Origin of the sequence: Gilliamella apicola, from assembly GCF_003202655.1 — a bacterium.
Taxonomy (GTDB): Bacteria; Pseudomonadota; Gammaproteobacteria; order Enterobacterales; family Orbaceae; genus Gilliamella; species Gilliamella apicola_R.
Genome location: NZ_QGLR01000004.1, coordinates 1 through 14,088, shown reverse-complemented (window position 1 = coordinate 14,088; position 14,088 = coordinate 1). Strand labels below are relative to the sequence as shown.

The 14,088-nt window shown below is 34.3% G+C and carries 13 protein-coding genes and 1 pseudogene; 2 read left to right on the top strand and 12 right to left on the bottom strand.

All coding sequences use genetic code 11. The features are described 5' to 3' along the window. Positions 1-234 precede the first annotated feature (234 nt). From DKK70_RS01000 to DKK70_RS00940, 11 genes and pseudogenes are all read right to left on the bottom strand, one after another. A complete protein-coding gene (locus DKK70_RS01000) occupies positions 235-432 on the bottom strand; it encodes a hypothetical protein (protein WP_219999641.1) in 198 nt (65 codons plus the stop codon). 359 nt (positions 433-791) lie between these two features. Then, positions 792-1,214 carry an NTF2 fold immunity protein gene (locus DKK70_RS00990; protein ID WP_110432369.1) on the bottom strand — a complete coding sequence of 141 codons (423 nt, stop codon included), beginning with the start codon at positions 1,212-1,214 and terminating at the stop codon, positions 792-794. Positions 1,215-1,562: 348 nt separating this feature from the next. Continuing rightward, the gene (locus tag DKK70_RS00980; protein WP_110432367.1) at positions 1,563-2,237 is read right to left on the bottom strand and encodes a hypothetical protein; all 675 of its coding nucleotides are present in this window, start codon (positions 2,235-2,237) and stop codon (positions 1,563-1,565) included. A gap of 101 nt (positions 2,238-2,338) precedes the next feature. Beyond that, positions 2,339-3,013 (bottom strand): hypothetical protein, encoded by a 675-nt coding sequence (locus DKK70_RS00975; protein WP_110432366.1) that lies wholly within the window; start codon positions 3,011-3,013, stop codon positions 2,339-2,341. 545 nt (positions 3,014-3,558) lie between these two features. Beyond that, positions 3,559-4,044: a hypothetical protein gene (locus DKK70_RS00970; protein ID WP_110432365.1), complete on the bottom strand. Its 486-nt coding sequence runs from the start codon at positions 4,042-4,044 to the stop codon at positions 3,559-3,561. Between the two features lie 280 nt (positions 4,045-4,324). Further along, positions 4,325-4,418: pseudogene (locus DKK70_RS17415) on the bottom strand (RHS repeat-associated core domain-containing protein); the annotation flags it as partial. 170 nt (positions 4,419-4,588) lie between these two features. Continuing rightward, positions 4,589-5,005 (bottom strand): NTF2 fold immunity protein, encoded by a 417-nt coding sequence (locus DKK70_RS00965; protein ID WP_110432364.1) that lies wholly within the window; start codon positions 5,003-5,005, stop codon positions 4,589-4,591. A gap of 116 nt (positions 5,006-5,121) precedes the next feature. Beyond that, entirely contained in the window at positions 5,122-5,541 is a 420-nt protein-coding gene (locus DKK70_RS00960) for an NTF2 fold immunity protein (protein ID WP_110432363.1), read from the bottom strand. 354 nt (positions 5,542-5,895) lie between these two features. Further along, positions 5,896-6,570: a hypothetical protein gene (locus DKK70_RS00950; RefSeq protein WP_110432361.1), complete on the bottom strand. Its 675-nt coding sequence runs from the start codon at positions 6,568-6,570 to the stop codon at positions 5,896-5,898. Between the two features lie 655 nt (positions 6,571-7,225). Then, entirely contained in the window at positions 7,226-7,549 is a 324-nt protein-coding gene (locus DKK70_RS00945; protein WP_110432360.1) for a hypothetical protein, read from the bottom strand. Positions 7,550-8,281: 732 nt separating this feature from the next. Beyond that, a complete protein-coding gene (locus tag DKK70_RS00940; RefSeq protein WP_110432359.1) occupies positions 8,282-10,483 on the bottom strand; it encodes a heavy metal translocating P-type ATPase in 2,202 nt (733 codons plus the stop codon). A gap of 120 nt (positions 10,484-10,603) precedes the next feature. On the opposite strand from DKK70_RS00940, the gene DKK70_RS00935 reads away from it, so the two are divergent. After that, positions 10,604-11,008: a winged helix-turn-helix transcriptional regulator gene (locus tag DKK70_RS00935; protein WP_110422440.1), complete on the top strand. Its 405-nt coding sequence runs from the start codon at positions 10,604-10,606 to the stop codon at positions 11,006-11,008. A gap of 81 nt (positions 11,009-11,089) precedes the next feature. On the opposite strand, the gene suhB is transcribed toward DKK70_RS00935, so the two are convergent. Beyond that, complete coding sequence (suhB, locus tag DKK70_RS00930) at positions 11,090-11,893, bottom strand: inositol-1-monophosphatase (protein ID WP_110432358.1); 804 nt, start codon at positions 11,891-11,893, stop codon at positions 11,090-11,092. Positions 11,894-12,385: 492 nt separating this feature from the next. Between suhB and DKK70_RS00925 the strand changes: the two genes are divergently transcribed. After that, on the top strand, positions 12,386-14,088 hold a 1,703-nt coding region (locus DKK70_RS00925; RefSeq protein ID WP_219999640.1), incomplete at its 3' end, for a ShlB/FhaC/HecB family hemolysin secretion/activation protein.

The window sequence follows — 14,088 nt, the reverse complement described above, 5'->3', positions numbered from 1 at the left end:
ATTATATTTATTTAAAGCACTAGAATAATCTTTTTTATACGATCTAAATTGCCACTTTCTATTATAAATATTATTTCTTTCTCAAGTTTATTATCAGTAAGTATTTTCATGCTTATCCTCCTTTAATCATAATTTTCTGGTTTTATCGGTGACCTGATAAAATTTCACAGGGAGCTGATATGTAACTCCTAATTTCGCCCCTTGAGAACGGTTATGCGAATAATGTCCCAATACTTAGTTTTCTGCGCTTCTCATAAACTCTCTAACTTCCTTAAATTTAGCCCCGTAAAATCTACCTTTTTGATTCCACCATACAACCGCATCAGTTATATGAGCCATATCTGCTTCTTCAAGTTTATACCATTTACCATCAGTTGGACTTTTAAACACCATCTCATCGTCGAAACCACGAACAAGATCTTTCTCACGCAATCGATCTATAACTTCTTATAACTTCTCGGCCTGTTTTACTCTTTTTACCAGGAGTCTTTCCCATGTATTTTAGGCGACAACTTATTAACCCCCACGGGTCAATCCAAGAGAGTGTATTCGGCGCATATTGGTAAAGATTAATCCCCAATTAAACCTATCGGGTCTTGTTGGATAAATTATCATTAATGTGAATACTTGATAGTAACAAATTACAATGCAGAATTAATTATCAGCTGATAAGGTTATTTAATTAAGTTATCCTTAATACATCAACACAATTTTTTCGTGTAATATGATTTAGTTAATGGTGTATTAATACTCAGGCACGGGAAGAGCAGCGACGCGCTCTTCCATATCATTTATAAACTACTCTTACACCATCTACCGTCATATTCAAGCACCTCACGTTTGTCAACTCGCCATTCCTTATTTTTAAAAATTAACGTATATCGATATTCGTATACAACTCCCGTATCAAATTTTTTATGAACCTCAATTACTATTTTTTTATTATTAGCACTTAATTCACAACTAATGATTTCACCATCAGGAGTAAATGTTGATGGATACTGCGTAGATAAAGCAACCTGCTTTCCTAGTTTTCTTTCTCTAACCGTTACATATTTTTCATAAATGGCATCAATTTCTTGTTTTAGCTCTTTTCTATAATTTAAATTAACTCCTAAATTCGCACATCTAAACTCAAACCAGTAATCTTCCCATTTCTTCATTTCTGTTAAAAATAGTTTTAATACTTTTAATGCTTGCTCTGTAGAACTCATTTACCTTTCCTAATTTTCAAAAATATCAAAAAGAACCCATTATTGTCAGGGGATAATCTTTTTTGTAACAGTCCGCGCCCGTTATAATGATACCTAGTCACCGTGCCATCAAAATCGTGTACCGCTTTCACTAAGACAGCTTGATTATAAATGTACTGTTGACAACTGCCATCCACCCGCTCAATCATGGTGAGAGGATTAGCGACTGGTAAGTGTGATTATCCAGTGCATCCACTTCTTCAATAGGGTTACAATATTTGCGCTAACACCGGTTTAAAAAGTGAAAGTTAATCATAAAGTACTTTGATAATTTATCATCTGAAAACTACTCCATTTTTAACTTAATTTTCATGAGGCAGTTAAATACTTATAAAAGAAAATAAGCTCATTATTAGATTTATATAGTGTTAAAGAATAATTATATTTTTCATTTAACTCAATAATTCGGTTTTGCTTTTTCAAAAGGTACAAAGCTTGGTATATTGTATGGTCAATTATCCATTGTTCCGGATTAGATTGAATATCCGAAACCCATTTTTCAGTAAATAAAACACTTTGCACTAGTTGCGCTTTCCAATTAGGAATTTCATTGATATCATCAAAAACAGAAAACCAAATAGAAAATCGATCATTAAAGTCAGACAAAGGTTCTTTTTCCTCTTTAAAATCACGCCAATCAGTTACCATTCCTAAATTATAATCGCTAAGTCTTATCTTCATTGCGTATTTTATCATTTCATCACTACGTCCATCTAGACGAATAAAATCCTCATCTAACCATACTTTTTTAGCTACTTTATTCACTTCTTTCATAAATGGTTTATTCAATAATTTTAGGCGTAAATGTAGTGAAAAATAGCCCTTCCTTTTCGAAAGAAGTATTTCATATTGATATATATTGTTAGTGTTACTATCATGAAATTCAAATATGTTTTTCTTTTGCACAAAACCTTTTTGTTCAAACAAAGGGCCAATTACTTTTGCTATATCGGATATAACTTCATCTCTTGTTGTCTTATTCATTGTGTAGTCATTTCTTATAGTAGAAGATGCATTTTTTAATAATTTACGACCCAATAATTCATTGTCTTATTTGAGTCTAAACTCCCTGTTTCGCTTAGCTTTTACAATTCAGTTAAATACTTATAAAAGCACATAAGCTCACCTTTATAATTGTTTCCCTTTAACAAATAATTATATTTTTCATTTAATTCGATAATTCGGTTTTGTTTTTTCAAAAGGTATAGAGCTGGGTATGCTGTATGGTTAATTATCCATTGTTCCGGATTAGATTGAATATCCAAAACCCATTTTTCAGTAAATAAAACACTTTGCACTAGTTGCGCTTTCCAATTAGGGATTTCATTAATATCATTAAAGGCAGTAACCCAGATAAAAAATCGATCATTAAAATCAGACAATGATTCATTTTTCTCTTTAAAATCACGCCAATCTGTTACCATCCCTAAAATAAAATCTCTAAGTCTTGATTTTATTGTACTTTTTATTGATTTATCATCCCAACCTTTAAGATAATCATAATCCTTATCTAATAATACCTTTTCAAGAACTTTATTCACTTCTTTCATAAATGGTTTATTCAATAAATTTAGGCGTAAATGTAGTGAAAAATAGCCCTTGCTTTTCGAAAGAAGTATTTCATATTGATATATATTGTTAGTGTTAGTATCATGAAATTCAAATTTGTTTTTCTTTTGCACAAATCCTTTTTGTTCAAACAAGGGCCCAATTACTTTAGCCATATCTAATATAACTTCATCTTTTGGTGTTTTATTCATTTTTTCCTAACTATTATGGCAATACTTGTATTACTTTAACGATGTTACCTTTTGTTTTTTTAGTTGCAAGTAGATTTCCATCTTTATCTTTTGGTACATTTTTCCTAAATATTCCCTATTTTTTTCCATTTTTGCGTCCCTTATTACCACTCAAGCGATTGAGCAGCTACTCGCCTAAAATCAGACCGTGATTAAGATATTTTTAGATGCTTTACTGACTAAAAAGCAGATTAAGCTGCTGGGTAAATAATATCAATCTACCACTAGGACAAATGGACTTTACCGTGATACCTAAAACCGCTAACCACAACTAACTAATATGGAGTTAATTATGGTTAAGCCACATTCTAAGTTACAACTCATCACAGATTGATATTAAAGGCCGCTGGCTGGAACAGTTATGATTTTTTCCGGTCTGGCTATTACCGTCACCATTGAGTAGGGCAAGCTGATTATTCAGCCTGAGATACAGATTTAATTAATCACAAAAAAATAAGACCTGAATTCTGGTTTTCCTCAACTTAGTTGTTAAACTTATTATTAATTCACCAAGTTCTAGTTCTCATTGCTGTGATGAATTTATTTGACACTCCGTCAAAATAAACTGTTATATTATTTTTAATAAGTAATATTTTTTGATTATCTATATACTCTTCTTCTTCATATTCAACTTTAATTTGTTTCAGATAGCCTTTGAACTCATCATAATTAGTATTCTCTGTAATCTTATTTTTATTTATGTAAACTTGTTTAAGACGATCAATTTCAAATTGTATTAAACATAATTCATTCATATCAAATAGATATTCTATTCCTTGTGAATACACACCGTATGACTCATCTTCTTTACTGATCAAATATACTTGGGGGTATTCAAGTTTAGAAATAACCGTATTTAGATCTTCCCCAAAAGTAACAGGGAATGTTTCTCCTTTTAAGAATTTTTCAAAAATCATTTTATTTCTTCTTCTATTGCCGTTAATATTTTCTAAAATCTTTCTATGCCACGTTGAGCTTGCTGATAGATTCATGAACTTGGATTACCATGAGTTAAGATTTGTTCAACATCAGCAGTAGCTTGTTTTGTCTGAAATCTCTCCTCTATCATTATTTTGGTATTTTTAGACATTTCCTTAATTACTTTATCCGCATCTGTTAATACTTTCGGATTTTTAGTTAAATCATCCCAGCGATACCATTTCCCATTATTACCTAATACAGCCTCGGCAACTTTTTTGTCTTTTACAATATATCAGCATGAGGTGCTTTAGTGTGGACATCATTCTTATAAGACTGCATTTTTACATAACAACTCAATCCCCACGGGTCAATCCAAGAGAGTGTATTCGGCGCATATTGGTAAAGATTAATCCCCAATTAAACCTATCGGGTCTTGTTGGATAAATTATCATTAATGTGAATACTTGATAGTAACAAATTGCAATGCAGAATTAATTATCAGCTGATAAGGTTATTTAATTAAGTTATCCTTAATACATCAACACAGTTTTTTCGTTTAATATGATTTAGTTAATGGTGTAACGAGAAGAGCAGCCACGCGCTCTTCCATATCATTTATAAACTACTCTTACACCATCTACCGTCATATTCAAGTACCTCACGTTTGTCAACTCGCCATTCCTTATTTTTAAAAATTAACGTATATCGATATTCGTATACAACTCCCGTATCAAATTTTTTATGAACCTCAATTACTATTTTTTTATTATTAGCACTTAATTCACAACTAATGATTTCACCATCAGGAGTAAATGTTGATGGATACTGCGTAGATAAAGCAACCTGCAATCCTCGTTTTCTTTCTCTAACCGTTACATATTTTTCATAAATGGCATCAATTTCTTTTTTTTGTTCTTTTGAATAATCAATTTCTAGATTCTCAAGCTGTAAATCACGCCAATAATCTTCCCATGTCTTCATTTCTGTTAAAAATAGTTTTAATACTTTTAATGCTTGCTCTGTAGAATTCATTTACTTTTCCTAATTTTTAAAAACTTCAGAAAAAACTTTTTCCCCATTATCAAATACCTCATAGAATATAGTCGTTCTATTCGGAAAGAGCAGGGGAACCTCTTCCCCTTTATTATTTATAAAGTATCCTTGATCCATTTATTTTCACTAAAAAGAAACATCTCTCGTCTATCAACTCGCCATTCATTATTTTTAAAAATTAACGTATATCGATATTGGTATCTAACTCCCGTATCAAATTTTTGATAAACCTCAATTACTATTTTTTTATTATTAGCACTTAATTCACAACTAATGATTTCACCATCAGGAGTAAATGTCGATGGATACCGCGTAGATAAAGCAACCTGCTTTCCTAGTTTTCTTTCTCTTACCGTTACATATTTTTCATAAATTGCATCAATTTCTTTTTTTAGTTCTTCTGTATAATCAACTTCTGGATTTTCATACTGTACCTCGTACCAATAGCTTTCCCATTTATTCATTTCTGTTAAAAAAAGTTTTAATACTTTTAATGCTTGCTCTGTAGAACTCATTTACCTTTCCTAATTTTCAAAAATATCAAAAAGAACTCATTATTGTCAGGGGATAATCTTTTTTGTAACAGTCCGCGTCCGTTATAATGATACCTAGTCACCGTGCCATCAAAATCGTGTACCGCTTTCACTAAGACAGCTTGATTATAAATGTACTGTTGACAACTGCCATCCACCCGCTCAATCATGGTGAGACGATTGACGGTTGGTAAGTGTGATTATCCAGTGCATCCACTTCTTCAATAGGGTTACAATATTTGCGCTAACACCAGTTTAAAAAGTGAAAGTTAATCACAAAGTACTTTGATAATCTATCATCTAACTTTAGAAGCTACTATATTTTTAACTTAATTTTCATGGGGCAGTTAAATACTTATAAAAGTAAATAAGCTCATCATCAGCGTCATAGCTTGTTAAAGAATAATTATATTTTTCATTTAACTCAATAATTCGGTTTTGCTTTTTCAAGAGGTACAGCGCTGGGTATGCTGTATGGTTAATTATCCATTGTTCCTGATTAGATTGAATATCCGAAACCCATTTTTCAGTAAATAAAACACTTTGCACTAGTTGCGCTTTCCAATTAGGGATTTCATTAATATCATTAAAGGCAGTAACCCAAATAGAAAATCGATCCCTAAAGTCAGACAAAGATTCATTTTCCTCTTTAAAATCGCGCCAATCAGTTACCATTCCTAAACTAAAATTGCTAAGTCTTAGCTTCATTGCGTATTTTATCATTTCATCACTACTGTCTTCTAGACGAATAAAATCTTCATCTAACCATACTTTTTTAAGTACTTCATTCACTTCTTTCATAAATGGTTTATTCAAAAAATTTAGGCGTAAATGTAGTGAAAAATAGCCCTTGCTTTTCGAAAGTAGTATTTCATATTGATATATATTGTTAGTGTTACTATCATGAAATTCAAATATATTTTTCTTTTGCACAAATCCTTTTTGTTCAAACAAAGGCCCAATTACTTTTGCTATATCGGATATAACTTCATCTCTTGTTGTTTTATTCATTTTCCTAACTTCCATAGCGATACATGTGTTTTACTAATGATCAATTGTATATTGTTCTGAAACAGACGAGCCATCAATTTTTATTATCTCTCTTTTCCAGAGCAAGTAACTTTATCTTTTAATATTTGAGCCTTTGTTTCGTTAGCGTAACCCTATTTAAACTCAATAGTTATTATTTTTTCCTGTTTTTTTACATAAAATTAGATGAAAAAACCTCAACATTAGGATTCTTTGATAACTTGTTAAAAATATGTTTTTCAGCATCGTTTTCATTTGTCCTATTTAAGACATTAATGTTGCACTATATCCAGAGCCCGACTGCTTCGGTTTTTTCCTTTATGGAGTTGCAGCGTTTTTCACCTAAAATACTATATATTAATTAAGGTTAAGTCACAATTTAATTTAAAATCATGTGCTTGCAAAAATAAGTCACTGCAACTCACCAAACTATTTTACATCATTGGTTACACGCCCTAAGGGATAAAATCCAACCCCAGATCACCGTATTAGAGGATACTTATTTGAGCTGATAGGCTTTTATGTTGGGAAAGCGGTTGTCGCCAAAATTGAAGATAATCCGTTAATTATTAAACTTGTAATGCAGATCTAAGAATAAATAAAAATAAAATCCTTAATAATTAGGTCACAATTGACTTCAGTCATCAGGCCAAATTAATCCATCATTAAATTTTTCATACCAATATCTTCTTGAATGAATATCATCTCGATCAAAATGATAGACAAAGTCTTTTAAACGATCGTTTAAATTAAATTCATATTTATACATAGCTATCGATAATTTTTGTTGAATATCATACAATTTATTAAAGAGTTCCTGACTCTCATCAAAAGTCTCTTCTTTCATCTTTAAAATAAGTTCTGAACACTCAACCTCATATTTCATCAATATTTTTCTAATAGACGAAGATAAATCACGATATCTAATTAATTCATTTTCTAAAATAGGCCAAATTTCCACAATTACCTCTTATTCTTATCTTACCGTTACATATTTTCCGTAAATGGCATCAATTTCTTTTTTAGTTCTTCGGTATAATCAACTTCTGGATTCGCATACTGTAACTCACACCAATAGCTTTCCCACTTATTCATTTCTGTTAAAAACAGTTTTAATACTTTTTAAGCTTGCTCTGTTAAATTTATTTATTTTCCCTAATTTTAAAAACATCAAAAAGAACTCGTTTCCCATTAGTAAATACATCATAGCCTATTCTAGTTTGGTTAATCATCCACAGTTTGACCCATAATTATTAAACATGTTGTAGTGTAAACACTCAATAACTTCCATTCGTCGGCGCAATCATAGTGAGGTGATTGTCTGCTCAATAGTGGTAATGCTTGCTTTGACTAGTGCATTTGCTTTAATTTTATGTATTTACATTCATCATAATTCCAATAATGGCTGCAACCAAAGCAGTCAACAAATCACCTAAAATAATCATTTGCTGTATAGTAAGTATGATCACCACGTGCATTCTCTTCCTCAACCGAGGTACTCCATTTGATAAAACTGATTTAAGGAATGCTAAGACCCTACTCTCTAGAAAGTAGAGATGCAAATTGTCATTATCTTTAATTTAGAAAGATGTGCCATCATGCCATCAATGCGGATAATATTTGAATTGATGGCATGTTTTAAGATCTGTTTTATCACCATAAAGCATTTATGGTGCATTTATTCAAAAGAAAACTATTTTGCTTCAGAACGCGCTTGCCACCGTTTTAACAATAAAGCATTAGTCACCACACTTACACTGCTAAGTGCCATAGCTGCGCCAGCTATCATTGGATTTAAGAAGCCGAAGGCAGCGAGTGGAATGCCAATTAAATTGTAGAAAAATGCCCAAAATAAATTTTGCTTAATTTTATTGTAGGTTCTTCTTGAGATATCAATGGCATCAGCAATTAAAAATAGATTGCCACGCATCAAGGTTATACTTGCTGCATGCATCGCGACATCCGTCCCCGTTCCCATGGCAATACCAATATCAGCCGCAGCTAAAGCTGGAGCATCATTAATACCGTCACCCACCATTGCCACTTTATGATTGCTATTACTACTTTTAATATTTTGGCTCTCTTTTTGTAATTGATAAATATAATTAGCTTTATCTTGTGGTAAAACCTCAGCAATAACTTTATCTAAATGTAATTGCTGTGCTACATAATTAGCCGCTTGTTGATTATCACCGGTTAACATAACTGTATTTACGTTGAGTTGATGTAATGCATTAATGGCATTTTTTGCTTCTGGTTTAATTACATCAGCAAAACCAAATAAAGCTAATATCACAACACCATTTTCCGATTGCTGTTTAGCTAAAAATGAGATTGTATAGCCTTTTTTGGTAAGCTCATTAATTTTATCCTGCATATCCACAAAATAGGCATTTAACGATTTCATCCAACGCAAACTACCCAAATAATATTCATGATTATCAATGGTTGCCATTACCCCTGAACCTGCAACCGAGGTAATATTTTGCGCATAATTATACGATTTAGCTTTCGCTAAAATTGCTTTAGCGAGTGGATGCTCACTTCCAGCTTGCATTGATGCCGCTAGTGCGAGAATTTGATCGGCAGTTTCTGTGCCCATCACATCCAGTTCAACTAATTCTGGTTTACCAATGGTTAATGTGCCAGTTTTATCAAATGCTACCGTATTAATGTTATGTAAGGTTTCAAGCGCCTCGGCATCTTTAATCAAAATACCATGGCGAGCAGCAACACCCGTGCCAACCATTATCGCAGTTGGTGTCGCCAATCCTAATGCACATGGGCAAGCAATCACTAACACGGCGACCGCATGTAGTAAAGCTTGCTGCCAATCATGAGAAATCCCCCCCCAAGCAAGCAGTGTAATCAGTGCAATCAATAAAATCACGGGAACAAAAATAGCACTAATCCAATCCACAATACGCTGAATTGGCGCTTTTTTCGCTTGGGCAGACTCGACCATAGCAATAATTTTCGACAACGTAGAATCAGCTTGAACGGCCGTGGTTTTTACCATTAATAACCCTTCGCCATTAATTGTACCACCGGTTACGATACTATTGAGGGTTTTACTAACCGGGAAACTTTCCCCCGTCAACATAGATTCATCACAACTCGATGCGCCGTCAATAACCACACCATCTACTGGAATTCGTTCACCAGGTTTGATCACAACCACATCATCAACCTTAACCTGACTTATCGGCAAACTTACCTCTTGATCACCTTGTCGAACTAATGCAACTTCCGGGCGCAGCGCGGAAAGTGCTTCAATCGCTTGGGTCGTTTGATGTTTGGCTCTTGACTCTAACCATTTACCAATTAAGATTAACGTAATAATAACCACCGATGACTCGAAATAGAGATGATCGTTATTACCAATAATAAGCTGATAAAGTGACAATCCATAAGCCGCACTGGTACCAATAGCCACTAACAGATCCATATTACCGGACAACGCCTTAGCAGCATTAAAACCACTACGATAAAATTTAGCACCAAGCCCAAATTGCACAACCGAGGCAATCACTAATTGTAACCAAGCTGGCATCATCCAATGAATGCCAAATGGCTCAAGTAACATCGGCAACACAAAAGGAATCGCTAAGATAACCGAGATAATAATCGGCCAGAGTGACGCTTGCTTATTTATATCTTTGGCGTGAATTTCCGGTTCGGTAATCTTCACCGCGTGGTAACCGGCTTTATCTACCGCAGCCATTAAAGTGTCTAATTTAACATTGCCATTGGCCTCAACGGTGGCCTTTTCGGTTGCTAGGTTAACACTAACATCAATCACGCCATCAATCTTTCTTAATGCTTTTTCTACACGACTAACGCATGATGCGCAGCTCATCTCTTCAACAAAAAAATGGTATTCGACAGTTTTCATTTAACACATCCCTTAATTTTTGGTCTGGTTTAGATAGCTATTGTAATAATAATTATCCTTTTAACAAGAATGCACTTTTTTGATATATACTACCCAAAAAGATACTATTGAGATAACCAAATGCAAAATGATTCAATAAACAAAAATTGCTGTGAAAAAGAGCATCAATCAATTACCCGTTGCCCAGTTGATGCCACAATTAATATGATTGGTGGTAAATACAAATCACTCATTTTATGGAAGCTCATAACCGAAACCACCTTAAGGTTTTCTCAATTACGTAAGGAAATTCCAACGGCTACCCCAAAAATGTTAACTCAACAACTACGTGAACTTGAAGCTAATGGTTTAATTCATCGACAAGTTTTTCCGGTGGTGCCACCTAAAGTTGAATATTCTTTGACCAATTTTGGCAAAAGTATCAGGCCAGTGCTTGAATCGATGTATATCTGGGGCAGTGACTATCTAAACAATCAAGGTTTACAAGTTAATTGTTCAATGACCGCATTAAATGAGGCTAAATAATTACTTTTATGGTTGAGGAAAAGCATAACATGCAGGGATCAATCATCCCTGCATTTGGCTAATTAGCTAAAGAAAGTATCACTAATTACGTAAATTTTCTGGCCAATCGTTTTGGGTTGTAACTAGCAAATCTTTAACGACTCTTGGATTTCCAGCCACAATATTACCTGAAACCATATAGTTATTACCGCCCGCAAAATCGGTAACCACACCACCCGCTTCACGTAAAATCAATTCACCTGCAGCAATATCCCATGGTTTTAGGCCGATTTCAAAAAAGCCATCTAAGCGTCCTGATGCTACATAAGCCAGATCTAACGCGGCTGAACCACTACGACGAAAATCACCACACTTAGTAAATAACTTTTGCAATACCGCGAAATAACAATTACTGTGTTGTTTAGCTTTAAAAGGAAAAGCTGTTGCAAGCACACTACCCTCTAAATCTTTCGCATTACTTACTCGAATACGGTAACCATTTAACTGCGCACCTTTACCGCGAGCAGCCGTGAAAAGTTCATTGCTCATCGGATTATAAACGACAGCAACTTCAGTTTTACCTTTAACACGAGCCGCGATAGAAACCGCAAAATGAGGAATATTCTTAATAAAATTGGTGGTACCATCAATTGGGTCGATAATCCATTGCGTGTCAGCATCATTACCTTTAGCCAGTCCGCTTTCTTCAGCAATAATCGTATGATCAGGATACGCTTTTTTGATTGTTTCAATAATCAAAGCTTCAGCAGCACGATCGGCGTTAGTAGCAAAATCGTTAGCACCTTTAGTGTCAATTTCGATTGAACTTGGATTTTCATAAGCCTTAATGGCCACATTACCTGCTTTACGAGCAGCACGAATAGCGATATTCAGCATCGGATGCATAATTTTCTTCCAATTGATGATGTTAAAGAACGGTTTGATTTAGTAAAACGTAAATCTTACTAAAATTTACGCTAAAAATTGCCGCATAGTATAAAGGTTTTGTATTAGCTTTGCCAGCCATTGTTGCTTAAAGGAAATGACAAAATCAATTTTACATAAACTTTTTCGCAAAATTTATTTAGAATCAATTTAATGTTTTGTTGTGATTAACAACAACAATTAGATAATACAGAGTTATTAATGGTTATCTTTAAATTCACCCTAAGAATCAACCGACAATAAACAATAATTTATTAAATTCCTTAAAAAATGCTTAGAATACAAGCAGATCAAATAATAAGCAAAGCTTATCCCGTTAAATAAAACATTAAAAATCATAATAAAATGATGAATCTCAATTTTTACATCGACATTGAATCGATTCAATGTTAACATGGTTTTATATAGGTTTGTGTGTAATGATGTTTCATTGTTAATTTTATGGATTTATTAATGAAAAGGTATTTATTAGCATGTAGTCTCATAGTTTTACCCACGATGGTTACGTTAGCAGAGCCACCACCCACGCAGCAACTTAACGATCGACAGCTTATCAATCAAGTTAGTGATCAGCAGCTTATCCATCAACAAGAGCGTGATAAAGCCATTCAAGATACATTAACACCTTCATCACCCGACATTCATCTATTAGCTCCCAGCAACGAAACCGGTGAAATCATTTTTCCAACTGAACCTTTATGCTTTAACATCGAGCAAGTGCAATTATTGGAAAGAGATAAGTTACCTTGGTTTATTCCTATCAATAAACTAGCACGTCAGGCAGACCATCATTGCCTAGGAGCAGAAGGTATTAGTTTACTGATGAGTAAAATTCAGGACCGATTGGTTAGCTATGGTTATATTACCACTCGCGTAGTTGTGCCAGAACAAGACCTGACATCCGGAACATTACAGCTATTATTGGTTGAAGGTAAGGTCAGAAAGCTCTATTACAGTGATGATAGCGATAAATATGCGCAGTTATATACCGCTATGCCGGTAAGAGAAAATCACACACTTAATCTGCGCGATATTGAGCAAGGTCTGGAAAACTTACAACGCTTGCCGACTGTATCGACACAAATGGAACTGGTACCGGGAGACAAACCGGGTGAAAGTGATGTAGTTATCTCCCGCCGACAAAGTAAAATGTGGCGCTTAGGCTTATCAGTTGATGATTCGGGCACCAAAACCACCGGGCGTGACCAAGGTGGCGCTACACTATATTTAGATAACTTATTATCGTTAAGTGATTCTTTTTACGCCTCCGGTGGCCATGATATTAATGGTAAAGGCAAGTATGGTTCACGTAACTTTCTTTTATCCTATTCAATTCCGTTTGGTTATTGGTTACTCAGTACCTCATTATCAGGCAATAAATATCATCAAACCATTGCCGGGCAAAATGAAAATTTTGAGTATAGTGGTCGCAGCCGCAATGCCAATATTCAATTAAGCCGAGTCATTCATCGTAATGAGTCGCAAAAAACCACCTTAAGTTATGGTATTACGCTTCGTGAGTCTCATAACTATATCAATGATACTGAAATGGAGCTTCAACAGCGTAAAACCACCAACTGGCAATTAGGTTTACAGCATCGACATTACATTAACGATATCACCTTAGATGCTGGGGTAACTTATCAAAAAGGGGTTAGATGGTTTAATGCTAAAAAAGCGCCAGAAGAGAATAATGGCGAATATGACAGCAGTGCTTTAGCCAATATTTTTCTCATTAACTTCTCAGCCAATATCCCTTTCAGTGTCAAACAACAACCGTTTCGTTATCGTTTTGACTATCAGGGTCAATATACACGAGGCGATCATTTAACTTCACCGGACCAATTTTCCATTGGTGGACGTTGGTCGGTGCGCGGTTTTGATGGCGAGCTAACCTTAAGAGCAGATCATGGTTGGTATATCCGTAATGAACTAGTCTGGCAAGCCCCCTTTAATCATGAGCCATACTTTGGCATCGATACAGGTGAAGTCTCGGGCGCCAAAAGTGAATACTTATTAGGTCGGCACATAACCGGTGGCGTAATAGGCATACGAGGAAATAATTATGGTTTTTACTATGACCTCTTTGCCGGCAAACCGATTCACAAACCCAAAGGGTTCCAAACCAATCCATTAACATTAGGCTTTAATGTTAA